Annotated in this window: 20 protein-coding genes and 1 pseudogene; 11 read left to right on the top strand and 10 right to left on the bottom strand. The window is 35.0% G+C overall.

The window, feature by feature from the left end; translation table 11 throughout:
• Positions 1-9: 9 nt before the first annotated feature.
• Positions 10-1,290, top strand: coding sequence for an ammonium transporter AmtB (gene amtB, locus J3U09_RS02570; RefSeq protein ID WP_267338329.1), 1,281 nt, complete (start codon positions 10-12; stop codon positions 1,288-1,290).
• Between the two features lie 82 nt (positions 1,291-1,372).
• On the opposite strand, the gene J3U09_RS02565 is transcribed toward amtB, so the two are convergent.
• The 5 genes from J3U09_RS02565 to fdhD form a co-directional block, all read right to left on the bottom strand.
• A complete protein-coding gene (locus J3U09_RS02565; protein ID WP_267357009.1) occupies positions 1,373-1,843 on the bottom strand; it encodes a hypothetical protein in 471 nt (156 codons plus the stop codon).
• A 1,245-nt stretch (positions 1,844-3,088) separates the two neighbouring features.
• Positions 3,089-3,982 carry an EamA family transporter gene (locus J3U09_RS02560; protein WP_267342836.1) on the bottom strand — a complete coding sequence of 298 codons (894 nt, stop codon included), beginning with the start codon at positions 3,980-3,982 and terminating at the stop codon, positions 3,089-3,091.
• A 179-nt stretch (positions 3,983-4,161) separates the two neighbouring features.
• Positions 4,162-5,388: a nucleoside permease gene (locus tag J3U09_RS02555; protein ID WP_065734593.1), complete on the bottom strand. Its 1,227-nt coding sequence runs from the start codon at positions 5,386-5,388 to the stop codon at positions 4,162-4,164.
• Between the two features lie 47 nt (positions 5,389-5,435).
• Positions 5,436-6,254, bottom strand: a complete 819-nt coding sequence (locus tag J3U09_RS02550; protein WP_267352689.1) for a purine-nucleoside phosphorylase — start codon at positions 6,252-6,254, stop codon at positions 5,436-5,438.
• A 252-nt stretch (positions 6,255-6,506) separates the two neighbouring features.
• Positions 6,507-7,310: a formate dehydrogenase accessory sulfurtransferase FdhD gene (gene fdhD, locus J3U09_RS02545; protein ID WP_267352688.1), complete on the bottom strand. Its 804-nt coding sequence runs from the start codon at positions 7,308-7,310 to the stop codon at positions 6,507-6,509.
• A 177-nt stretch (positions 7,311-7,487) separates the two neighbouring features.
• On the opposite strand from fdhD, the gene J3U09_RS02540 reads away from it, so the two are divergent.
• On the top strand, positions 7,488-8,018 hold the full coding sequence (locus J3U09_RS02540; RefSeq protein ID WP_267357008.1) for a DedA family protein: 531 nt from the start codon (positions 7,488-7,490) through the stop codon (positions 8,016-8,018).
• Here the strand turns inward: J3U09_RS02540 and mscM are convergent.
• The gene (gene mscM / locus J3U09_RS02535) at positions 8,015-10,633 is read right to left on the bottom strand and encodes a miniconductance mechanosensitive channel MscM (protein WP_267357007.1); all 2,619 of its coding nucleotides are present in this window, start codon (positions 10,631-10,633) and stop codon (positions 8,015-8,017) included. The two genes, J3U09_RS02540 and mscM, sit on opposite strands and share 4 nt — an antisense overlap.
• A 7-nt stretch (positions 10,634-10,640) precedes the next feature.
• Positions 10,641-11,486, bottom strand: a pseudogene (asd, locus tag J3U09_RS02530) (archaetidylserine decarboxylase); the annotation flags it as partial.
• Between the two features lie 210 nt (positions 11,487-11,696).
• On the opposite strand from asd, the gene rhaB reads away from it, so the two are divergent.
• From rhaB to rhaM, 6 genes are all read left to right on the top strand, one after another.
• The gene (rhaB, locus tag J3U09_RS02525; protein ID WP_267357005.1) at positions 11,697-13,097 is read left to right on the top strand and encodes a rhamnulokinase; all 1,401 of its coding nucleotides are present in this window, start codon (positions 11,697-11,699) and stop codon (positions 13,095-13,097) included.
• Between the two features lie 40 nt (positions 13,098-13,137).
• Positions 13,138-14,391 (top strand): L-rhamnose isomerase, encoded by a 1,254-nt coding sequence (locus J3U09_RS02520; RefSeq protein WP_065734588.1) that lies wholly within the window; start codon positions 13,138-13,140, stop codon positions 14,389-14,391.
• A 10-nt stretch (positions 14,392-14,401) separates the two neighbouring features.
• A complete protein-coding gene (gene rhaD / locus J3U09_RS02515) occupies positions 14,402-15,226 on the top strand; it encodes a rhamnulose-1-phosphate aldolase (RefSeq protein ID WP_065562550.1) in 825 nt (274 codons plus the stop codon).
• Between the two features lie 52 nt (positions 15,227-15,278).
• The gene (gene rhaT / locus J3U09_RS02510) at positions 15,279-16,313 is read left to right on the top strand and encodes an L-rhamnose/proton symporter RhaT (protein WP_065562549.1); all 1,035 of its coding nucleotides are present in this window, start codon (positions 15,279-15,281) and stop codon (positions 16,311-16,313) included.
• 12 nt (positions 16,314-16,325) lie between these two features.
• A complete protein-coding gene (fucO, locus tag J3U09_RS02505; protein WP_267357004.1) occupies positions 16,326-17,480 on the top strand; it encodes a lactaldehyde reductase in 1,155 nt (384 codons plus the stop codon).
• Positions 17,481-17,552: 72 nt separating this feature from the next.
• Positions 17,553-17,867, top strand: coding sequence for an L-rhamnose mutarotase (gene rhaM / locus J3U09_RS02500; protein WP_267331362.1), 315 nt, complete (start codon positions 17,553-17,555; stop codon positions 17,865-17,867).
• Between the two features lie 63 nt (positions 17,868-17,930).
• On the opposite strand, the gene J3U09_RS02495 is transcribed toward rhaM, so the two are convergent.
• Positions 17,931-18,779: a helix-turn-helix domain-containing protein gene (locus tag J3U09_RS02495; protein WP_267357003.1), complete on the bottom strand. Its 849-nt coding sequence runs from the start codon at positions 18,777-18,779 to the stop codon at positions 17,931-17,933.
• A gap of 29 nt (positions 18,780-18,808) precedes the next feature.
• Positions 18,809-19,627 (bottom strand): HTH-type transcriptional activator RhaS, encoded by an 819-nt coding sequence (gene rhaS, locus J3U09_RS02490; RefSeq protein ID WP_081303373.1) that lies wholly within the window; start codon positions 19,625-19,627, stop codon positions 18,809-18,811.
• Positions 19,628-19,933: 306 nt separating this feature from the next.
• Here rhaS and J3U09_RS02485 point away from each other — a divergent pair, with 306 nt between their 5' ends.
• Complete coding sequence (locus tag J3U09_RS02485; RefSeq protein WP_267357002.1) at positions 19,934-20,734, top strand: DUF1266 domain-containing protein; 801 nt, start codon at positions 19,934-19,936, stop codon at positions 20,732-20,734.
• A 78-nt stretch (positions 20,735-20,812) separates the two neighbouring features.
• On the opposite strand, the gene J3U09_RS02480 is transcribed toward J3U09_RS02485, so the two are convergent.
• A complete protein-coding gene (locus J3U09_RS02480) occupies positions 20,813-21,619 on the bottom strand; it encodes a helix-turn-helix domain-containing protein (RefSeq protein ID WP_267357001.1) in 807 nt (268 codons plus the stop codon).
• Between the two features lie 249 nt (positions 21,620-21,868).
• Between J3U09_RS02480 and J3U09_RS02475 the strand changes: the two genes are divergently transcribed.
• Both J3U09_RS02475 and J3U09_RS02470 read left to right on the top strand, forming a co-directional pair.
• Positions 21,869-23,437 (top strand): hypothetical protein, encoded by a 1,569-nt coding sequence (locus J3U09_RS02475; RefSeq protein WP_267357000.1) that lies wholly within the window; start codon positions 21,869-21,871, stop codon positions 23,435-23,437.
• Between the two features lie 25 nt (positions 23,438-23,462).
• A complete protein-coding gene (locus J3U09_RS02470; protein WP_065562542.1) occupies positions 23,463-24,824 on the top strand; it encodes an MFS transporter in 1,362 nt (453 codons plus the stop codon).

The following is a 24,824-nucleotide window of genomic DNA, read 5'->3' as shown; positions in this document are numbered from 1 at the left end:
GATATCATTATGTTGAAGAAAATTATTCTCTCTTTAGGTTTGATGTTAACTAGTCCTGTCTTTGCCGGCGAAGTGGAAATTGCGGATAAAGCCGATAATGGTTTTATGATGATTTGTACTGCATTAGTGTTATTTATGTCTGTGCCTGGTATCGCATTTTTTTATGGCGGATTATTACGATCTAAAAATGTGCTATCCATGTTATCGCAAGTCTTAGTCACCTTTTCTTTAATTGCTGTATTATGGATTACTTATGGGTATTCATTAGCATTTGGTGAAGGTAACTGGTTTTTCGGCAATTTTGAGCAATTCTTATTGGTTAATGTTGGTATTACTGATATTTCAGGTTCGATTTACGAACTAATTTGGATTGCATTCCAAGGTTCATTTGCTTGTATTACTTGTTGTTTGATCTTAGGTGCGTTTGCTGAAAGAGTCCGTTTTTCAGCTGTCCTTATCTTTATGGTGTTATGGTTTACTTTTTCCTATATTCCGATGGCACACATGGTATGGGGTGGTGGTATCCTTGGTGATGAAGGTGCATTGGATTTCGCTGGCGGAACCGTTGTGCACATCAATGCAGCTGTTGCCGGTCTATTAGGTGCTTATATGCTTAAAAGCCGTATTGGCTATAACCGTGAACCATTAAAACCATTCAACCTACCTTATGTTTATTTAGGGGCCGCAATATTATATATTGGTTGGTTTGGATTCAATGCAGGATCATCAACACACGCTGACGAAATCGCTGGGCTAGCCTTCATCAATACCGTAGCTGCAACAGCCGCAGCCGTACTCGCCTGGACCATTGCCGAATGGATACTACGTGGCAAACCATCATGTTTAGGCGCTGCATCGGGTGTAATAGCTGGATTAGTTGGTGTAACACCTGCTGCTGGCTTTGTTGGTGTTGGTGGAGCAATGTTAATTGGGCTTGCTTGTGGTTTTGCAGGAGTATGGGGCGTATCATCTTTAAAAAGAGTCTTAAAAGTAGATGATACTTGCGACGTATTTGGCGTTCATGGCGTGTGTGGTATTGTTGGCTGTATATTAACTGGAGTATTTACCTCCGAATCACTGGGTGGTATAGGCTTTGCCGAAGGCGTTACTATGGCTAGTCAAGTTGGCATACAATTAATGAGTGTGATTACCTGTGTAATTTGGACTGCAATTATTGCCTTCATTGCTTATAAAATCGCTGATATTACAGTTGGTTTACGAGTTTCAGAAGAATATGAACGTGAAGGACTTGATATTAATAGTCACGGAGAAAGCGCATTTAATAGTTAATATATAAAACTATAAATAAAAAAAATCTACAGTATGTTACTACTGTAGATTTTTAGCTTATTAATTATTGTTAAGTTTTTTTCTAGTCATCCCAAAGCATAATTGCATTATCTTCGGTTAAGACTAAAGGTGGAGCAAAAAGGTACTCTTTAAATTTAGTTGGTAATAGTTGAACATTATTTAAATTAAGTTGTATTTCTGGGTAAAATTTGGCAAATTCTTTTAAACGATCACTAAGTAATTCCATAACTTTATTGGATTCTTTGGCAATCAACATCTCTTCTTTTAACATGCCAATCTGTTTTTTATGGTGTTCTGATTCAAATATTTCAGGGAAAATAAATGAAAAACCTGATTTCTTATTAGTGTCATTATTATGTTCCCTGTATTCAGAATGGTGTAGCTTTAACTCCTTGATACGTAAACCAATAATTTCGTCGATGTGATCGGTATAATCATTTAATGTTGAATCTAAATAAGCTAAAGTTTTGTGTTCAGGAATAGCATCATTACTGTGCACTAAGGTAAATAATGGCTTTTTATATGTCTTCATTCTGTAACTTCCTTTTTAATTCAGGGTAAAAATAGAACAATAAATTTGATAATAAACACTCATTGCCAAGGTATATCTGTATAACTTTATGTTTATAAATAAAAATCAATTAAGATTTTTAAAATACTGCTATTTACTACTGACTATTAAAACTTGTGGTTTTTTTACAAAAAAGACCATACGATTACTATAAGCCTATCAGACTAATTACTAGCTTATTTAAACCGGCTATTTTTTCAGTACCCTCCATAATATTTTGAAAAAACTAATTAAAAAAATACCAATTATGATCTACAAATCAAAGATTAACTAAATAAACTCTATCTGGATTAAAATAAATAAGACTTCTTACAACTAAACATTTATCACTCAGTCAAGCTATTCATCTTGATAAAATATTTGTCTTAGAATATAGATTAGGGGGCATATTGATACCTCAATCCAATCATTGGTTGATATAAGTCCATTTAAGAAGTATCAAATCTTCTTGAAAATGTTTGCAATAAAAGGGATAAACTCAACTACTAATTTATCGTATATCGGACTTAAACTCTTTCGTTATTACTCTACTAGAAAATATTTTTAGAAAATAATTAACTCTTGGTGATGCAAAATATTTTTAAGATAAAAATATATTACTTTATATTGGGACGATCAATAAATTTTTAAATACCAAAAGATAATATTACTTCATTTCTACTTTATTTAACTAAATAAACTAAATAACAAAATGTATCAACCTCGGTAAAGACTTTATTTTAAAGATGTAAAAAATACCTTAAAAAACATAAACTATTTTATCAATAACATTACTGTTTTTCAGGTTATTAAATACTAGTATTTTTTTATATTTTTGTCCAGTATTTGATAAATGATATATTGTTAATTTAATTTAGCGAGATTATTTAAACATTTCATTATTTTAATGGGCAGAATAACGGTGAAAAATATTATTGGCATTCTGATTATTTTTTTTGCTCTTTTCACTCGAGCGATTTTGAGCTCGAAATTATTACAATATACTAATTGTTATCACGTCAAATATTCTTCAGGATAAAATAATGGGGAGCAGGGTAACTTATTGTATCTCCACGATAGATAAAATCAGCCTATGCTTAACGTTATAATATTTGTGAGTAACAAAAGAATCCTGTAAAGAATCTTTAGACTATTGGTTAAAAAGTTAAGTACAAGATCTGTTTGAAGATAATTAAGTGTGGATAACCACACTTAATTTATTGAATATTATTTCTTTAAATGTTTTAGATTTGGTAAGGCGATTGCAAACAAAATAATCACTACTCCAATCCATTGATTCAAATAGACCGATTCTTTTAAATAAAAATAAGAGCAGGTTACAGCTACAGGCAGTTCTGCAGCGGATAAAATCGCACTCAACGAAATGCCGATTTTAGGCATACCGACTGAAAATAGAAAAGGGGGTAAGACCGTACCTAATAAGGCCAATAAAAATCCGAGTTGATAAATTTTATCGTCAATACTGAGTTCAAAGAAAAATAGTGGCGGAAAAATACAGAAAGTCACAATACAAGCACCGGTTATCATCAAGGCACTTTTCTCTAATTTTGGTAATTCATTGCCGATATTGCTACTAGTTGTAATAAAAAGCGAATACATAAGCGCTGCTAGAAAACCAAATAAACAACCTGTTAAATTTAATTCAATAGCTTGATTAAAAAGACCAGCAGCAAAACAACTACCAACAATTATGATAACGACTGTGACTAATTGAAGTGGTGAAGGTCTATTTTTAAAAATAACAAAATCAATAATGACACTAATCCATAAGTATTGCATAAGCAAAATAATCGCAATTGATGCTGGCACCAACTGTACACATTGATAATAGCAAATACCCACTAATCCGGGAAATATACCTACAGCACATACTTTCCATTTTGGGGTTAATGTTTTTTTATTTTTAATCTTTGGTTGTTTGAGCGTTTTTACAATCAGATGTATCCCCCATAATATCAACATACCTAAAAAACATTGAACACCAGTAACTTGTCCGAGGGTATAACCTGATTGATAAGCGGTTTTTACAATAGAAGAGAGAACGCCAAAACTACATGCACCTAAAAAAACTAATAAACCACCAAAAAATTTTTCTTTCATACTAAAATCTCATTACTTTTAAAACTATATTTATCGCCAATAATTGGCGCATAAAACAATCATAGCCGACAAGCTATATATTGCGGCTTTATGTCACTATTTTTTACGGTATGGTAATACTCAAAAAAAACAGAGGATAAATAAGGGACTATGTATCCCTTATTTATATTGATAAGATGTTACTTCGCAGATTGTTTATAATTAAAGGTAAAATAAAAAACAAAACCTAAAATTAATGCGTAAGCCGCAAAAATTAACCATATTGAGTGCCAATCTTTTAATCCATCATGAGTATTGATATCAACGACAAAACCACTGATGAAAGAACCTATAATCGCACCAATACCATTAACCATCGTCATAAATAGCCCTTGGGCACTCGCACGTATATTAGAGTTAACTTCTTTCTCAATAAAGATAGAGCCTGAAATATTAAAGAAGTCAAAAGCACAACCATATACAATCATTGATAACATCAATAATACAAAACCAAATGGCGTTGGATCACCATAGGCAAAAAAGCCAAATCTAAGTGTCCAAGCGATTAAGCTGATTATTATGACTTTTTTGATTCCAAATTTCTTGAGAAAAAATGGGATCGTCAAAATGAAGGCAACTTCAGCCATTTGTGACACTGATAATAATATTGCTGGATGTTGTACAATCACGCTATCTTGAAATTCTGGGATTCTACCAAAATCTTTCAAAAATGCTCCGCCGAAGGTGTTGGTGATTTGTAATATAGCCCCTAATAGCATCGAAAAGAGAAAAAATATCGACATTACTGGGTTTTTCAATAATACAAACGCATCTAAACCAAGGCGTGAAATCCATGATTGTTGTTGATTAGTGATGACTTTAATATCAGGTAAAGTCGCACTGTAGATAACCAAAATCACAGACGCACCACAAGCAATATAGAGCTGTGCATTACTAATATCGAATTTTAGTAAACTGATTGTCCACATAGCAATAATAAAGCCTATTGTCCCAAAAACACGAATTTTTGGAAAAACGGTAACAGAGTCTAAATTGCTTTTATCTAAACAGTGATAACTAATTGAATTAGATAATGCAATTGTTGGCATAAAAGCCATTGCATTGATAAGCATCAACCAATAAAGTTGAATTGGTGTTGTTGCGGTTGCCGCATAAAATAGTGCAATAGCACAAACAGTATGGCAAAGCATAAATAAGTATTTTGGTGGAATAAATTTATCCGCAATTATTCCAATAATAAACGGCATAAATAATGCCGCAAAGCCTTTAGTGCTATAAACCAGACCGACTTCTGCACCAGAGAAATGCAACGTATTGATTAAATAAATACCAAAAGTTGTCAACCAGCTTCCCCAAATAAAATATTGGAAAAACATCATTACTTGTAATCTATGCTTCATGTTCATTATTTATATCCAAAATAAAGTGAACTGCTGATGTGAAATTATACAAATTAAAAACGCGCAATTGTTTTAGTTATCAATTGTAAGAAAGTTGATTTAACGCGTTCAGCTGTTTCAATCACTTCTTCATGCCCTAAAGGTTGATCTAAAATGCCACAAGCCATATTAGTTAAACATGAAATACCGATAGTTTTAATGCCAGAGTGATGAGCAATAATTGCTTCAGGAACCGTAGACATACCAACCGCATCAGCACCAAGGGTACGGATCATTCTGATTTCTGCTGGGGTTTCATAAGTTGGGCCTGTCCACCAAGCATAAACACCTTGTTGTAATGTGATATTTAGTTCCTTGGCTACTTCGCTAACTGTTGCTCTTAATTGCTTATTATAAACTTCGCTTACATCCAAAAAGCGAACCCCTAATTCAGGATTATTTGGCCCCATTAATGGATTATTGGCTGTTAAGTTAATGTGATCAGTGATTATCATTAAATCCCCTGGCTTAAAGCTAGTATTGACTGCGCCACAAGCATTGGTAATGATTAGTTTTTCAACGCCTAGCATTTTCATTACACGCACAGGGAAGGTAACTTGATCTAATGAAAAACCTTCATAGTAATGAAAACGGCCTTTCATTGCGACAACAGTCTTATCACCGCATTTACCAATCACTAATTCATTTGCATGGCCAACAGCAGCAGATTTAGCAAAGTGAGGGATATTGTCATAAGGAATATGAATGGCATCTTCAAGAGTATCGGCAAAAGGACCTAAACCTGATCCAAGTATAATCCCGATTGTTGGTTTTTTGTCTGTGTGTTGTTGAATATAGTTAACTGCTTGTTGAATATCTGCTGTTTGATGCATAACACTATCCTTTCAAATTTTAGTAGCTACTTAATTGATAAAACTGTGTGATCAAAATCATAAATAGAAAAAGTTCACGTAATCTATAATAAAAACAAAGTCATTTTTATTTTTAGCGTATATTATGATGATCTTCGACCAATAAAGAAAGACGTGGAATGTGATATCTTCGTATAAAAAAGTTAATATATTGTTTTTATTGTGATAATTAATATCGATTAATTTTTAATTAATTTAAATAAAAACTGCATATTATTTGAGAATACGTTCTTTAGTAGAATAAATAACACCTTGAGTATCTCTAAAAAATCCAACTAATGTTAACTGACACTGTTTAGCTTGTTCAATCGCCATAGAAGTTGCTGCTGAAACGGCAAAGAGGATCTCGACTCCACAACGGGCTGTTTTTTGTACCATTTCATAACTTGCCCGACTTGAAACAAGAATTACACCTTTTAAATTTTGATTTCGTAGAAATGTGGCACGATAGCCTAATAGCTTATCTAAAGCGACATGCCTGCCCACATCTTCAAATCCAACAATAAAATTACCGTTTAAATCTAACCATACCGCAGCATGAGTACAACCAGTTTGGCTGCCCACAGTTTGAACCTTCTTCAGATAATTAAGGGACTGTTCAAAATCAGAAAGATGAATTTTATCGTTCAAAGAAAGGGGGGGAATAAACTGGCAAACTTGCTCTATCTGTTCGGTACCACAAATTCCACAGCCACTTCTACCAGTTAAATTTCGACGTTTTTCTTTTAATTGCATAAAACGTCGTGAAGATAGCTCAATATGGACTTCAATGCCTTGCTTAGTATCGATGATCTCAATACCATAAATTTCATCAACAGACTCGATGATTTTTTCTGTTAATGAAAAGCCAATAGCAAAATAATTAAGATCTTTGGGTGTTGCCATCATTACCACGTGAGAAATACCGTTATAAATAAGCGCAACAGGTTTTTCAATTGCGACAGTATCTTCTTGCAATGGTTGTAATTGACCTTGTTTAAATTTATTCACATTACATTTTTCAATGCCTACTGTCATGGTATGTCTCATCATTATTAGCAATTTAATTCCAATTATAATAACTGAGGTTGATATCAATAAAAAGCCTGTCATTTAACTTATTACTTTTGTTAGTTTCTACCAATGATTAGTCGAACTATACTGCTTTTGTTGTGTTAAAATGAGTTATTCTAAAAAAATAGAAGCTAAAAAATTATGTCATTAAATGAGATTACGCATACTATTATGCAATTTATTGAGCATCATCAAATTTGGGCATTGCCAATTATTTTCATATTAGCGTTTGGCGAGTCATTAGCGATTATTTCATTGCTGGTACCTGCTACAGCAATTTTATTAGGTGCAGGAGCATTAGTGGGAACAGGGGTGATCTCGTTTGTCCCTGTTTTGATATCGGCATCATTAGGTGCCATTGTAGGGGATTTTATCTCTTATTGGTTAGGTAAACATTATCACCAACAGGTAATCTCTTCATGGCCTTTAAATAAATACCCAAAAATGATATTTCGTGCTGAACAATTTTTCCTGCGATACGGTACTTTCGGCGTGTTTATTGGTCGATTCTTTGGACCATTGCGTGCAATCGTTCCATTAATTGCAGGAACAATGCATATGCCAGCAACAAAATTCAATATTGCCAATATTGCTTCAGCACCAATCTGGGCATTTGTTTTATTGGCACCCGGTGCATTTGGGGTGCCATGGTTAGAAACCTTGTTTGGTTAAATGGTACCAATTGTATAACTACGACGCCCACTTTTGCGACCAAGCGCTTCTAAATTGGTTTGTAAAGGTGGGAATGGCAATGTCAAATTATGTTGGCGATAAGCTTCAAGAATCAATTTTTGTATTGAGCTACGTAATTTCATACGATGTCCCATTTCAGCTGCAAAAACACGTAGCTCAAATAATTGAATACCTTCTTGAATATCCACTAAAAAAACTTGCGGTTCAGGATCGTTAAGAACAAATTCACACTCCTCTGAAACTTGTTGTAATAGCTTCATAACCAGTTCACTATCGGCATCAATCGTAGCGGGTATAGTTAACACAATACGAGTAATTGAGTCAGATAAAGACCAGTTGACCAATTGTTCAGTAATAAAAGCCTTATTTGGCATAACAATTTCTTTACGATCCCAATCAACAATCGTTATTGCACGAGTATTAATTTTGGTAATGTTACCTGTTAAATCACGAATAGTTACGGTATCGCCAATTCTCACCGGCTTTTCAAACAGAATAATTAAGCCAGAAATAAAGTTAGCAAAAATCTCTTGTAAACCAAATCCTAAACCAACACCTAATGCCGCTATTAACCACTGAATCTTAGACCAATCAATCCCGATAAATGAAAAAGCAATCATACAACCAACCATCAAAATAATATATTTTGATACGGTTGAAATGGCATATCCAGTGCCGGGTGCGAGGTCTAAATGTTGTAAAATGCCTAACTCAAGCAGCGCAGGTAAGTTTTTTACTAACTGAACAGTAATGGTCATAACCAAGATCGCGATACAGACAGCACCTAGGGTAATATGTTGTTCAATTTCGTTGCCATTAATAATGGTACTTGTTCCCCATAGCTTGATATTATTCATAAAGGCAAAAGCGGAATGAAGTTCAGACCAAAGTAAAATCATACTAATTAAAGCAGTTAGCATAATAATTGACCTGACTAGTTGTAATGATTGGGCACTGATCGCATCTAAGTCGATAACAGGTTCATCCATATTATCATTTAATGGGGTGAGATCTTCTTCAATTCCTTTAGCGCGTTGCATACGTTCTAATCGACGTTGTTTTGTACGTTCAAATTCAATTCGTCGTTTTTGTATCCACATCCAACGGCGTATCATAAAATAGACCACTAACAAGCCAAACCAGATAATGACCGAAGCTTCTAATCGTCCTAATAACACTTCAGCTGTCGATAAATAACCTAAACAAGCAGCAATAATGGCTAACCATGGTGCACTCAACAACACAAACCACAGAATATGACTTAATAAATTATCGCCAGATCCTTTTTTATCGATATAAAGTGGAACTCCAGCGCGATGAATAGAATTAGTCATAAATACGAGTGCAAAACAGAGAATAATGAATGCGGTACGACCGATAGTTGCTGCAAATTGACGGTTGTTAAACTGATCAAAGCTCATTACAACCATTACTAAAGGGATAACCACCCAAACCGACAGTTGATAATATTTCATAGCTTGACGGACATTTTTCTTTGACCAGCCAAAATGAGTAATAAATAGCCCATTTTGAGACGCAAAATGCGCGGTGATAATAAACACCCACAAAATTGGAGCAGCAGCATTAACGCCATAGCCTAGAGCAACGGCTACAGGATAATCCCAGTTAATTTGAAGAGCATAACCCAAAGCTGCCCATAAAATAGGAACCGGCAATGCCATAATTAATGACAAAACAATCACTTCCAAAGTAAGTGAATAACTATCTTGGGTGACTTTACCAACCCGAGCCGCCGATTTATTTAAGAAAGCGTTATATTTTCCTCGCATTTTGAAATGTACAAATACAAACAATAAAGATAATACTAGGAAAAACAATGGTTTTGGCGCACTAAGTACTTCAACACCAGCATTATATAGTTGTGACAGCGTATCAATTTGAACGGTGACATAAACTACATCTCTGGCTAAATCAAGAATAAAACTTAATGAAACGGGATTGACGTCAGCAACCCAGAAAAAGTAACGGTGTGCAGCATCATTAACCTCATCGATAGCATTGGTTAGTTGCTTATTTGATATTTTTAATTTAGTTAGTTCAAGAATCGTGGTATCAGTACCCGAAATCAACGTTTTGATGAGCTCACTTTGTTCTCTTAATAAACGGCGATATTGACTAGCTGATTTTAGATTATTCAAATTACTTGGTAACGTAGGGTAACTATCTAGCCTAGCTAAGGTATTTGAATAATTGAGTTGCTGAACTTTGGCTTCTGCGATTTCAGCATCAAGGGGTTGTGATTTAGGTTTTTCAGGTAATCGTAATAACTGTTGGCGAAGAGTTTCACCTAATGCTGTTGAAAAACTTAACCATTCGCCCTGTTCAGCAAGGGTTGCGAGCGTATTTTGAACATGGGAAATTTGTGTATTAATATTATTTTGTTCATTGATGATGCTGGTTAAATGTGCTTTTTGATACTCCATATTCTGACGAAGATCTTCATTTTTTTCATTAAGCTTAGCAATAACTTCGGTAAGCTGATCTTCATTATCAATATTGGGTATTGATTCTTCAGCAAAAGCAAAGCAAGACAGAAGGAGTAATATTCCACCCAAAAAACCACGCATCAACATAAAGTTAGATCCTTTCAGCTAGTTTTTGACCTACACGAGTAACGTCACCAAGTTTAAGATGGCTGTCAAATTCAACAGCATTTGAAGCAAACAGCGTAATAACGGTTGAACCTAATTTAAAGCAACCCATATCTTCACCCTTCGCTAATTTAATCTGACCAGAATAAGTCCAACGTTTCATTATGCCGTCGCGAGGAGGCGTAATAACGCCTTCCCAATTTAATTCAATACTTCCTACAATCGTTGCCCCAACCATAATTTGTGCCATTGGTCCAAATTCAGTTTCAAATAGACAAATTACACGTTCATTTCGAGCAAAAATATTAGGAATAGTTTCTGTTGTTGCTTTATTAACTGAAAATAGCGAGCCAGGAACATAAATCATCTCACGCAATATACCATCACAAGGCATATGAAAACGATGGTAGTTTTTAGGTGATAAATAGGTAGTCGCAAAAGATCCATTTTTAAAAAACTTAATCATATCAGGATGACAAGCAAGCAGGGATTCTAAAGAATAAAAATGTCCTTTAGCTTGCAAAAGAAGATTATCTTGAATGTTACCAAATTGACTAATTATCCCGTCTGCTGGCATTACAATACTATTTGCCGCATCATCGATTGTTCGCGCATCTTCTTTTAGCTCACGAGCGAAAAAGTCATTGAACGTTTTGTACTCTTTAGCATCAGTCAATTTAGCTTCAATTAAATCGATTTTATATAATTTACAAAAACCGATAATCATCCATGTAGTGACTTTTCCTAAACGTCTGTTAGCTAACCAACCAAATAGGGTAGTTAATAATTGTTTTGGAAGAAGATACTGAATAATTGCTTTTAACTGATTTAACATAGATAGCTCTCAAATTATTTTCGAAATAATGCATTATATCAATATTTATTCTGAAAGTATAAATAGCACAACTTAATTCATATTTTGTGGCAAAGATCACAAGCATTTTAAAAATTTTGCCAAACTTCACTAACAATGGCAGTCAATTAAAAGTGTCTATCAAAATAGTTCTCTAGACTATCCCCATTAGCAAAATTGAGGGTAGTTATAATGGCAGATAGATATATTGCTGCAATTGATTTAGGTGCATCTAGTGGCCGAGTTATGTTGTCGAGTTATCAATCTCAAAAAATCACATTAACAGAAATCCACCGATTCAGTAATGGGTATAAAAGTGATGGTAAAAATTTTTGTTGGGATTTGAACTATTTAGAACAAGAAATCTTAAATGGATTAAACAAAATTATTCAACAAGGAATCAAACTCGATAGTATTGGTATAGATACATGGGGCGTTGATTATGTATTACTTGACAAGCAAGGCCAAATCGTCGGACCGACATACTCTTATCGCGATCATCGTACTGACAATATCATGTCAAAGGTACAAGATGAAATTGGAACAGAAAATATTTATCAAAAAACCGGAATTCAATTCTTAACCTTCAATACACTCTATCAACTCAAAGCTATGATGCTTGAATCACCATCTTGGCTATCGCAAGTATCTGATTTTGTGATGATTCCTGATTATCTGATTTATCGATTGACCGGTGTTTTAAATCGTGAATATACCAATGCCACCACAACCCAACTTGTTAATGTTGCAACTCAAACTTGGGACAAAGATCTACTTGATTATCTAGGCATACCACGTAAATGGTTTGGTGATATTTGTATGCCCGGAAACCAAGTTGGATATTGGCAAAGTGCCAAGGGCGATCGTATTCCAGTAATTGCAATTGCAAGCCATGATACTGCCAGTGCTGTTATTGCTGCGCCATTAATGGACCAACATAGTGCTTATTTATGTTCAGGTACTTGGTCACTTATGGGATTGGAATCTAAACAACCTTTCACAGGAAAAGAAGCGTTAAAAGCGAATATTACCAATGAAGGTGGTGTTAATGGTAATTATCGAGTGTTAAAAAACATCATGGGATTATGGTTATTCCAACGCGTTTGTTCTGAACACGAAGTCAAAGATATCAATCAATTAATCACATTGGCAAAACAAGAGCAACCTTTTGCTTTTCTCATTAATCCTAATGATCCAAGGTTTCTAAATCCTGATGATATGACAGAAACCATCAAACAGGTATGTTTAGAAAACATTGGTCAGGCTCCTAAAAATCTCCCTCAATTGGTGAGATGTATTTTTGACAGCCTAGCACATCTATATCGAGATGTATTAAACGAATTATCGATGCTAAGTGGTAAACCAATTAACACATTACATATTGTCGGTGGTGGTTGCCAAAATGCTTTTTTAAACCAGTTATGTGCTGACTTATGCAATGTCAATGTTACCGCAGGTCCCATTGAATCATCAGCCTTAGGCAATGTGGGTTACCAGTTAATTTCATTAGGTGAAATTGCTGATGTTAACGCATTAAGACAACTCATTTCACAGAATTTTGACACTAAATATTATCAACCCAAAAGTAATTAACCAATTATAGAAAAATTTTATATTTATTAAGGAGTATTTCATGAGCGCAATTGAAAATGCCTATCAGATCGCTAAAGCAAGATTTGCTGAAATCGGTGTGGATACAGATGCTGCTATAGCAGCAATGGCAAAATTACCGATTTCTGTACATTGCTGGCAAGGCGATGATGTTGCTGGTTTTGAAAAGCAAGAAGGTGAATTGACTGGTGGTATACAAGCGACAGGTAATTATCCGGGTAAAGCTCGTAATGCAGATGAATTAAGATCAGATTTAGATAAAGCTTTTAGCCTTATACCAGGACCAAAACGATTAAATCTACATGCTTCTTATTTAGAATCAGATCAAAAAGTCGATCGTAATGAAGTCAAACCAGAACACTTTGCCAATTGGGTCAAATGGGCTAAAAAACATCAGATTGGTCTAGATTTCAATCCAACATATTTTTCACACCCTTTGAGTAACGAAGGCACTCTTACTCATGTTAATCCAGAAATTCGTCAATTCTGGATAGATCACGGAAAAGCTTGTCGTAAAGTATCAGAATATTTTGGTAAAGAATTAGGTACACCATCAGTCATGAATATCTGGCTACCAGATGGAATGAAAGACATTACTGTCGATAAATTTGCACCAAGACAACATTTAGTTGAATCATTGGATGAAATTATTCGAGAAAAGATTGATCAAAAATATCACATTGATGCAGTCGAAAGTAAATTGTTCGGTATTGGTCTTGAATCTTATACTGCTGGATCAAATGAATTCTATCTCGCTTATGCTACATCACGTAAAACTGCACTATGTTTAGATGCTGGACATTTCCATCCAACTGAAGTCATTTCAGACAAAATTTCTGCCGTAATGCCTTTTGTTGAACATCTCTTACTACATGTTAGCCGTCCAGTGCGTTGGGATAGTGATCACGTAGTGCTCTTTGATGATGAAACTCAAAATATCGCGAGCGAAATCATTCGAAACAAACTATTTGACCGCGTACATATTGGTTTAGATTTCTTTGATGCCTCTATAAACCGTATTGCCGCTTGGGTAATTGGCACTCGCAACATGAAAAAATGCTTGTTAAAAGCACTATTAGAACCTACCGAACAATTAAAAAAATATGAACACGATCGTGACTTTACTTCACGACTAGCATTACTCGAAGAACAAAAATCATTACCTTGGCAAGCAGTTTGGGATCAGTACTGTTTATTGAATGACGTCCCAGTTGGTAGCCGATGGTTAGATGAAGTTCGTCAATATGAAACAACAGTTTTAACTAAACGATCATAAGGAAAACAAAATGCAACAGATTCTTTCTTCTTGGTTTGTAAAAGGGATGATCAAAGCCACTTACGATATGTGGTTAAAAGGATGGGATGAGCGTAATGGTGGTAATGTTAGCTTAAGATTACTTGAAAGTGATGTGGTCTCTTTTCAAAGTGACTTTTATAAAAATCCCCGTCACGTATCGTTAACACAAGATGTGACTAAACTTGCTAACCAGTACTTTATTGTCACAGGATCAGGTAAGTTTTTCCGCAATGTCATTTTAGATCCTGCTGATACGTTAGCCATTGTCAAAATTGATGAACAAGGCAAGGGTTATTACATCATGTGGGGATTAATAAATGGTGGATTACCGACTTCTGAACTCGCTGCTCATCTGCAATCACATATTGTAAGAATCGAACAAAGCCAAGGAAAAGACCGCGTGATCATGCACTGTCATGCGACCAATTTAATTGCATTAACTTATGTCCTAGAACTTGATACTGCGGTAATAACGCGATTGTTGTGGGAAATGAGTACCGAATGTTTAGTTGTATTTCCAGATGGTGTTGGTGTCGTTCCTTGGATGGTTCCAGGAAAAGACGAAATTGGTTATGCCACTGCAAAACAGATGGCAAAACATAGTTTAGTGTTATGGGCTTTCCATGGTGTATTTGGAACAGGACCAACGTTAGATGAAGCTTTCGGCTTGATTGATACAGCTGAAAAATCAGCAGAAGTTCTTGTAAAAGTCCTATCAATGGGAGGAAAACGTCAAACCATATCCACGGAAGAGTTCAGATTATTAGCTGAGCGTTTTGATGTGAACCCAATGGAAGAAGCATTAAAACAGTAAAAGCTACTAATAAAAATATCAAATTATATTTCAAAAATATAAGGATAAATATATGGGTAGTTCAATTATTTTAGGCATATTTTGGCACTTTGTTGGTGCCGCTTCTGCTGCGTGTTTTTACGCACCACTTAAAAAAGTAAAAAATTGGTCATGGGAAACCATGTGGTCAATAGCCGGACTATTTTCATGGATCATATTGCCATGGTCAATTAGTTACTTCTTATTGCCTGACTTTTGGTCTTATTACGGATCGTTTAGTTCAGATATATTAATTCCAGTTTTCTTATTTGGCGCCATGTGGGGAGTAGGTAACATTGGTTACGGATTAACAATGCGTTATTTAGGCATGTCGATGGGTATAGGTATTGCGATTGGCATAACCTTAATCGTTGGTACGCTAATGACGCCAATACTACAAGGTAAATTTGGTGAATTATTGGCTTCAACTGGCGGAAAAATGACATTATTAGGTGTCGTTGTTGCGGTTATTGGTGTCGCTATCGTAACTTATGCGGGTTTATTGAAAGAAAAAACACTCGGAGTACAAGTTGAAGATTTTAATTTAAAGAAAGGACTTCTTCTTGCCATCATGTGTGGTATCTTCTCTGCTGGTATGTCATTTGCCATGAGTGCAGCAGTACCAATGCACGAAAAAGCTGCCGAACTTGGCGTAGACCATCTATACGTAGCTCTCCCAAGCTATGTCATTATTATGGGTGGTGGTGCAATTATTAATCTAGGTTTCTGTATTAGTCGACTCTGCGCTAAAAAAGAACTTTCATTTAAAAAAGATATCTCAGTTGCCAAATCCCTACTTATTAGCAACATACTATTTGCCATTTTAGGTGGCGCAATGTGGTATTTCCAATTCTTCTTCTATGCTTGGGGTCATGCAAATATTCCAACTGAATATGGTTTCATGAGTTGGATGTTACATATGAGTTTCTATGTACTTTGTGGTGGTATTGTTGGATTAGCACTAAAAGAGTGGTTTGGTACTGGCAAAAAACCAGTACGAATACTTTGTATTGGCTGCTTAGTTATCATTGTTGCAGCGAACATTGTTGGTTTAGGCATGACGAATTAAAAGGAAAACATTATGGCTTATAGAATGATTCTAAATGAAACGTCTTACTTTGGCGCTGGTTCAATCAGCCACATCGTAGATGAAGTAAAAAAACGGGGTTTTAAAAAAGCATTAGTCGTTACTGACAAAGATTTAATTAAATTCCAAGTAGCAACTAAAGTAACAAAACTATTAGATGACAATGGCTTTGCTTATCAAATATTTGATGAAGTCATGCCAAATCCAACGATTGGTATTGTTCAAAAAGGGGTTGAAGTCTTCAAACAATCTGGTGCCGACTATCTAATTGCAATTGGTGGTGGCTCACCACAAGATACCGCAAAAGCGATCGGTATTATTATCAACAATCCAGAATTTTCTGATGTTCGTAGTCTTGAAGGGGTAGCGCCAACGAAAAAACCAGCAGTACCCACAATCGCTATTCCTACAACAGCAGGTACAGCAGCTGAAGTGACCATTAACTACGTCATTACCGATGAAGAGAAAAAACGTAAATTTGTCTGCGTTGACCCTCACGATATTCCAGTTGTCGCAATCATAGATTCCGATATGATGACAAGTATGCCAGCGAGTTTAAAAGCAGCAACAGGTGTTGATGCCTTAACTCACGCCATTGAAGGTTATATAACCAAAGGCGCTTGGGAACTATCAGACATGTTCCATCTTAAAGCAATAGAAGTCATATCTCGTTCATTACGTGACTCAGTAAAAGGGATTGCAAAAGGTTCTCAAGACATGGCATTAGGCCAATATATTGCTGGCATGGGCTTTTCAAATGTGGGATTAGGTTTAGTTCACGGAATGGCTCACCCACTTGGAGCATTTTATGGAACTCCTCACGGTGTAGCTAATGCGGTACTTTTACCTCATATCATGGCTTACAATGCTGAATTTACTGGTGAAAAATATCGTGATATTGCTAAAGCGATGGGAGTGGCTAAAACAGAACAAATGACGATCGAACAAGCAAGAAAAGCTGCTGTCGATGCTGTTAAACAACTTAACATAGATGTTGGTATCCCTCCTACATTAAAAGATATTGGCGTAAAACTTGAGGATATCCCTGCGTTAGCTCAAGCTGCTTTTGATGATGTTTGTACCGGAGGCAATCCGCGTGATACTAACGTAAAAGAAATTGAGCAATTATATCATTCTATTTACCAATAAAAATTGAATGTACACGTGATAATGAAATAGGTTAAATGCAAATTTAACCTAATTCATTAAAAAGGAGCTATTATGATAAGAAAAGCAAGCATAATGCAGGTCCATCCTGACAAACATGCTGAATATAAAAAACGGCATGACGAAATCTTTCCCGAGCTGGTAAAAGAACTAAAAGCCCATGGCGCTCACAATTACTCAATATTTTTAGACAGCAAAAGAAGTCTACTTTTTGCTTATGTTGAAATCGAATCAGAAGAGCGATGGGATGCAGTAGCTAAAACAGCAGCTTGTCAAAAATGGTGGGCGTTTATGAAAGATATCATGCCAAGCAACCCAGACAACAGCCCAATTAGTGAATCATTAGCAGAAGTCTTTTATTTAGAATAAAACATTACTCTCTTTTAAAGCCTAAAAGAGAGTAAATTGAATATATATTTAATCTACCTTCACCTAGCACTTCTTATCATTAAATTTAGCCCGGTACTCTGAAGGCGTTTGATTAGTTTGCTTTTTAAACACTGATGAAAAATAGTTACTATCATCGTAACCACACTCAGCAGCAATCATACTAATCGAATAATTAGTATTACGAAGTAAAGACATGGCATCACATAATCGCCTTTTTTGTAAATAACCACTAATGGTCATCCCTGTTTGGCTTTTAAATAAACGACTAAGTGAACGGCTTGCAATATGATTTTCCTTGCAAAAAACATCAACATTAAATGGTGTTGCAATACTGTTATGGAGCGCGGTAAACAATAAATCCAACTGATGAGTAGCAGTCGGCTCCGTTACCTTTGGTGCTTGTTTTATCCGGTCTAACAAAATAACTAATTGCAGAAAAAGTGCCTCAGATAAATGTACGGAGGCTAAATTATTTTTCTTTGATTCGATAGCTAATTTTTCGATAAGAGGAGATAAAAGTTTAAGGTATGAAGGTTGAACTCGCCAAGAACGCTCATTATGTTTGGCTGTCACTTTAGGTAAATAAGACTCGATAGTCGATAATAAAAAAAGTGACTCTCTCAAATATAAAATATTATCCAATTTTAGATCATTAACTGACTCATAACCATGCACATCTTTGGGATTAATGTATAAAATATCACCACTGGTAATTGGATAAATATAATCATTCCAATAATGCAAACCATTACCTGAACAAACAATCACAATTTCATAAAAATCGTGATCATGTAAAGGAAAAGGGTGTTGATGATCACGTTTTTCGACAGTAACAGTATTCATCTTTGAAATAAAATAATCTTGTTTATATAAACGCAAACATCTTTCCATAAACTGTTCCTGACTTACTAGTAAAACAACTAATGATAACCTTTATCTGGGTTATTACGTAATGCTTGTGGCGAAAACGTAAATTCTTGTTTAAAACAGGTAGAAAAATAAGCACTATCATTAAAACCACATTCTTGCGCAATGGTTGTAATAGATTTATTGCTATAAATTAACTGAGTATAAGCATTAGCTAACCGCAACTTTATTAAATATTTTTGAGGCGTGATGCCAATCTCATTTTTCATCTTCCTATGAAAAGAGCGCAATGACAATGAAAATTGTGCCGTTAACTGTTCCCAATCAATTTGCTCCTTAAAATTGATCTGTAACCAACGCAACAACTGCTTAACGCGATTATCAGATGATCCAGAACCTTCATTGACATAAAAATTCTTATTAAAAATAAGTAGTAATTGTAAAAATAAACTTTCCTGTACAGCACTTGATTGATTTTGCGTCAATTGCTTAATAATCGATTGAATATTTTCATCAGATTTTTTATCAAAAAAGTAATGAGAATGAATCGGATCAGGATTTGGAATTAACTGATTTATCCCATTAATAAAATGAAAATTCTCAGGATCTCTAAATAAAATATTGGTCAAATGTAGATTATTAACGTTCTCATACAAATGGCAGTCCGAAGCCTTAATATAAAACATCATACCTGGATATAAATCAAATAGTCGCCCATTTAAAATATGTTTTCCATATCCACTTGTCACAATAACAATTTCATTAAAATTATGCGTATGTTCAGGGTAGACGGGTTGAGGCGCCCGAGGCTCAACGGTGATATTTTGATCGCTAGACGAAAAAAAATCTTTATCAAGTAACATCTCAATCATTTTGAACCTCACTCCTTATAAAAATCTACAACCACATTCTAAAAAGTAAATCGAAATCTCACCTTTAAAATTTGGACAGCTAATATAATATTTTGGCAATAAATTATAGCTATACAGGAATTTTTATTAAAAATGTGCGAAGCTTCACATTTTTAAAACCACTTCATTCAAAAAATTATCAATATAACAACGAAACAGCTTAATTTTTTACAAAACTTTTCTAAAAATTTATCTTGTTAGCAGGTGTTATGTATTATTATCTCACAGCTTATTTAAATTGATTTATGTCAAAAAGAAGATGTTCATATGGAAATATTAATTGTAATTTTGATTCTTTTAGTGTCACTACTTGTACGATACAATAGAGTGATTACGATTCTCATTAAAACTTTAAAACACAAATCTTTTCCCCAAAATTCTCAAAAAACTGAACAACTGACAGTTGACCAGCAAAATGCATTATCAGCTGGACTTATTATTGCTGAGCAGCATATGTTTTGTTGGGATAGCTTAGAAAGTGATGCACGAAACTCTGGTAAAAAAGAACAGCGATATCGCTTAAGTTCAGCTTGGGATGTTACTTCTCCGGAAAGTGCTACTGAATGTTTATCCTCTTTTGGATCAACTCACAAACTCATTGATATAGCGATTGAAATTTATCTAAACGTACCTAAAGAGCAGTGGCAAAGTTGTATTGATGACCAAGTTCCAGAAGATTACCGTGATATTATTACAATCTATTGCTCAAGATTAGATCAAGTATCTTCAATGCTGATTGAAAACAAAGTCGCTGAAGACCAAGACGAATTGCGTCAAATTTTACTACGAGGTTCAATTGCATGGGATTTAGGACGCCTAGTTTATATTGCCAGAGCAAGCTATATAGCGGGCTATATTAGCAAAGATCAAGCATGGCAATCGATTAACTCAGTTTTACCAACGGTTAAAGAAAATTTTGCCAATTGGAAAGAATTTGGTCAAAGTTATATGCTAGGTCGTGCTGTGTACCAGCCTGATGATGCATCGCTTTCTGGTCTATTTGATATCTACACTCAAAGTACCACTTCCGAAGAAAGCCCATGGCTCAAATATCCGTTGAATAATTAAGTTAATGCTTGTGACAGTGTAAACTGTCACAAGTACTTAAATCCTTAATCGTTATTTAAAACCCAACCATATTAAAATCTAGTTAAATTTTCGCTCTTCAGATGGCGTGATACCAAACGTTTTTTTATACAGTGTAGTAAAATGAGTACTATTAACAAAACCACAAAGTAATGATATTTGGGTAATAGTCATATCACTTTCTCTAATCTTTAATCTTGCTGACATTAACCGTAATCGTCTGATGTAATTTTCAGGAGTTAGGCCGGTTGCTTGTTTAATATGCCTAAACATCGTACGCGTTGTTAAATGAAACGTTTGTGCTATATTGTTCCAATCATATTCATCAAAGCAATTTTCTTGAAGATGGTTAAGTAAAAGATGGAGTTTATAGCGGGTATTATTTTGTTGTGACTGACGTTGATATTGCTTAATGATAATAAGCAATTTAAAAAACAGATACTCACGATGCTCAATTGAATTATTTAAATTAAATAACTGATCAATAACAGAATTACACTCTTTACGAATATTAGGCGCTAACCAAATATAAGAACTTAAATCACTTGCGGAGATAGGCCTTAATAGCTCCTCCATATTCTTCAAAAAAGTAAAATTCTGATTGGGATTAATCAGGATATTAGTTAGCTTTAGCGTTCCGAGATCATCATAAAAATGGTAATCATGCCCCCTAACTAAAAAAACATCACCTTGTTGAATAAATAATGGCTTACCATTAATAACATGTAAACCATGACCGTGCTCAACAATCACTAACTCGTCGAACTCATGATTATGCTCGCAACCGTTGTCCTCAGGGTCACTCTTATAAAGCGCTAATTTATCTGATTTATGATTAAAATAAGTGTCAATTTTTAAAGTATACATATTGATTATATCCTTACAACGGTAACTTATTATCAAGGTATCCCGCTAAATAAAAGACAATTTTTATCCGTCATATAAATACAATAAAGTAATTAAACATGAGATAAAAAATAATAATCTTAAAAATGTGAACTTGCTCGGTATAAGCTTTTTAATATTGCCATTTATAAACGCAATCTGGCAGTATCTTAGTGGCTAGCTTTTGTTTTGCATAGCTATACTCCTAAATGTTTTCTATAGGAGAAGAATATGGCACAAGCAATTCAAAAAAATATTGATGCAGTTATGGTAAAAGATAATGCATTTATTCTGAAAGCAAAGCAATTACAACCAAAGATTTATCAAAAAAAGATCTCACCCCAAAAGATTATTTCGCTCATCAATGATCCAAGTGCTATTCATCATTGGTCATCAAAAATAGTGAGTGATGCAAATGATTATCTCAATCAGAGTTTTCATTCAGGTGATAGTTTTATAATTGATTTTGGTCAACACAATGTTGGTTACCTCTCTTTCTTGTGCGAATCCACTGGTAGCCCTCCTGATGCTCCTGCGCATATAAAATTAACATTTGGTGAAACACTGTGTGAAATTGCTGAACCATTCAGTCAATATCAAGGTTGGCTTAGCAAAAGCTGGTTACAACAGCATGATGAATACATTGATATTTTACCCTCTAAAATCAACTTATCTCGACGCTACTGCTTTAGATACTTAAAAATAGATGTTGTCTCACTATCGCCTAAATACCAAATTTTATTTAAAGATATAACTTTTAACACAGTCAGTTCAGCACCAGAACACTGTCTTAGCTATCAATCATCAGATCCGCTATTAACGAAGATAGATCAAGTCTCCATTCACACGCTTCGAAATTGTATGCAAGACGTATTCGAGGATGGTCCGAAAAGAGATAGAAGACTGTGGTTAGGCGATTTACGCTTACAAGCCCTAGTGAACAACGTCACTTTTCAACAGCACGATTTAGTCCGCAGATGCTTATACCTCTTTGCTAGCCATCGTCGGGAAGATGGTCTGGTTTCCTCTAATGTCTTTGTTAAACCTGACATTATTGCTGACGATACGTTCTTATTTGATTACTCACTTCTTTTTGTCGATGTCCTTTATGACTACTTTAATCAAACTAATGATCGACAAACGGTTAAAGAGCTATGGCCGATCGCATTACAGCAAATTGAAATAAATCTAAAACGTTGTGACGCGCAAGGATTAGTTCAAGATAGTGATGATTGGTGGTCATTTATTGATTGGCACGAAAAACTCAATAAGCAAGGCGCTTCTCAAGGTGTTTTAATTTACTGTTTAGACAAAGCATGTCGACTTTCCCAACATTTTCAACCTGATATAACTCAGGCGCTTAACCAAAAATTAGATTTGGTTAAAAGAGCAGCACAAACATTATGGGACGAGCAAGCCGGTTTTTACACCAGCGGAGAACAAAAACAAATTAGTTACGCCACACAAATTTGGATGGTTTTAGCTGATGTAGGCGATTTAGCTCATCAACAAAAATTATTAACCCAATTAATAACAACTCCACCAGAAATCGGCATGAACACGCCTTACTTACGACATCACTACATCTTAGCCTTGTTCAAAACAGGCATGAAACAACAAGCCATTGATGAGATTAAAGCATATTGGGGAAAAATGGTCGAATTTGGGGCAGATACATTTTGGGAATTGTTTGATCCAAACGACCTTAATTATTCACCGTATGGTAGCAAAATCATCAATAGCTACTGTCATGCTTGGAGTTGCACACCGGCTTGGTTTATTCGACAAAATAAACTTTAACTAAAAATTTATAAGGAATAAAAAAATGGTCAATTCATTATTTTCTCTTTGGCGGCAACGCATAGGTTATGGGATTGCTGACTTATCTTGTAATTTAGTATGGCAATTAATCTCATTATATCTTATGTATTTTTATACGGACGTAATGGCACTACCCGCTTATTATGTCGGTCTAATGTTTTTAGTTACCCGGCTGGTTGATGGTGTTGCTGATGTCTTAATGGGCTTAGTTATCGATAATACATCCACACGTTGGGGACGTTGTCGTCCATGGCTATTAATCGGCGCAATACCGTTTGGCATATTGTGTATTTTAGTTTTCTATGTGCCTGATTTTGGAACGACAGGTAAACTAATCTATGCCTTTATCACCTATCTTTGCCTCTCTTTTATCTATACCTTGGTCAACATACCATTTAGTGCAATGTTGCCATTTTTAACTGCGGATTCATTAGAAAGAACAACCTTATCTTCAGTAAGAATTTTATTAGGTTCCTTAGGTTCAACGATTGTTGCAGTTGCAACATTACCGCTAGTTGCGACATTGGGAAATGGTGATCAAACACATGGCTTTTTATATACCGCTATTGTTTTTGGGATTATTGCGACTTTCTTTCTGATAGTCAGTTTTAAAAATGTTGAGGAAAAAATCACTATACAACAAGAGCGAATGACCTTAACTAGAGCATGGAAAGGTTTAAAAGACAACAACCCATGGAAAATCTTTGCAACTAACATCTTTCTTATGTGGGGCGCATTCTTTTTACAAACTGGCTCCTTAGTCTATTTCTTCAACTATTACGTACAAAGCGAAAACCTTACCGCAATAATTGCGGGAATATCAACTTTCGTCCCCTTAATTGGCACACTTACCGTACCATTCTTAGCCAATCAGATGAAAAAACGACATGTCTATCTATTTTCAAGCGCTATCAACTTAATTGGTATGGGAATAATGATGTTATCGGGCGTGAATCATCTTGGTCTTATCATCGGCGCGGTTATCTTATCACTCGGTGCTGGGCAACGCCTTGCTATTTATTTTTCAATGCAGGCTGACCCGGTTGATTATGGTGTATGGAAAACCGGTATTAATACTGCCGGAATTTTGACATCAATCAATGGATTCTTTGGCAAAGTGGCGATGGCAGGTGCTGGTGCTATTACCGGTTTTTTACTCTCATCTGGTGGATATGTTGCCAATGCAGTTCAAGTACCAAGTGCGCTTTTTGCAATCAAACTCTGTTACTTATATTTACCTGCCATTTTAATTATTGCCTCGATGATTTGGATAGCTAAGTTCTACAAACTTGATGACAGTTATACTTCAATTCGAGCTGAATTAGATGCCCGAAACCAAAATCTTAATGATGAACAAAAAGTTTAA

The organism is Gilliamella sp. B2889, assembly GCF_026536885.1.
Classification (GTDB): Bacteria; Pseudomonadota; Gammaproteobacteria; order Enterobacterales; family Orbaceae; genus Gilliamella; species Gilliamella apicola_E.
Note: the sequence above shows the minus strand (reverse complement) of the source record. Positions and strands in the feature narration are given on the sequence as shown.

Coding starts and splice junctions, on each gene's coding strand:
- amtB (WP_267338329.1), top strand. CDS start 10: ATGTTGAAGAAAATTATTCTCTCTTTAGGTTTGATGTTAACTAGTCCT.
- J3U09_RS02565 (WP_267357009.1), bottom strand. CDS start 1,843: ATGAAGACATATAAAAAGCCATTATTTACCTTAGTGCACAGTAATGAT.
- J3U09_RS02560 (WP_267342836.1), bottom strand. CDS start 3,982: ATGAAAGAAAAATTTTTTGGTGGTTTATTAGTTTTTTTAGGTGCATGT.
- J3U09_RS02555 (WP_065734593.1), bottom strand. CDS start 5,388: ATGAACATGAAGCATAGATTACAAGTAATGATGTTTTTCCAATATTTT.
- J3U09_RS02550 (WP_267352689.1), bottom strand. CDS start 6,254: ATGCATCAAACAGCAGATATTCAACAAGCAGTTAACTATATTCAACAA.
- fdhD (WP_267352688.1), bottom strand. CDS start 7,310: ATGACAGTAGGCATTGAAAAATGTAATGTGAATAAATTTAAACAAGGT.
- J3U09_RS02540 (WP_267357008.1), top strand. CDS start 7,488: ATGTCATTAAATGAGATTACGCATACTATTATGCAATTTATTGAGCAT.
- mscM (WP_267357007.1), bottom strand. CDS start 10,633: ATGTTGATGCGTGGTTTTTTGGGTGGAATATTACTCCTTCTGTCTTGC.
- rhaB (WP_267357005.1), top strand. CDS start 11,697: ATGGCAGATAGATATATTGCTGCAATTGATTTAGGTGCATCTAGTGGC.
- J3U09_RS02520 (WP_065734588.1), top strand. CDS start 13,138: ATGAGCGCAATTGAAAATGCCTATCAGATCGCTAAAGCAAGATTTGCT.
- rhaD (WP_065562550.1), top strand. CDS start 14,402: ATGCAACAGATTCTTTCTTCTTGGTTTGTAAAAGGGATGATCAAAGCC.
- rhaT (WP_065562549.1), top strand. CDS start 15,279: ATGGGTAGTTCAATTATTTTAGGCATATTTTGGCACTTTGTTGGTGCC.
- fucO (WP_267357004.1), top strand. CDS start 16,326: ATGGCTTATAGAATGATTCTAAATGAAACGTCTTACTTTGGCGCTGGT.
- rhaM (WP_267331362.1), top strand. CDS start 17,553: ATGATAAGAAAAGCAAGCATAATGCAGGTCCATCCTGACAAACATGCT.
- J3U09_RS02495 (WP_267357003.1), bottom strand. CDS start 18,779: ATGGAAAGATGTTTGCGTTTATATAAACAAGATTATTTTATTTCAAAG.
- rhaS (WP_081303373.1), bottom strand. CDS start 19,627: ATGATTGAGATGTTACTTGATAAAGATTTTTTTTCGTCTAGCGATCAA.
- J3U09_RS02485 (WP_267357002.1), top strand. CDS start 19,934: ATGGAAATATTAATTGTAATTTTGATTCTTTTAGTGTCACTACTTGTA.
- J3U09_RS02480 (WP_267357001.1), bottom strand. CDS start 21,619: ATGTATACTTTAAAAATTGACACTTATTTTAATCATAAATCAGATAAA.
- J3U09_RS02475 (WP_267357000.1), top strand. CDS start 21,869: ATGGCACAAGCAATTCAAAAAAATATTGATGCAGTTATGGTAAAAGAT.
- J3U09_RS02470 (WP_065562542.1), top strand. CDS start 23,463: ATGGTCAATTCATTATTTTCTCTTTGGCGGCAACGCATAGGTTATGGG.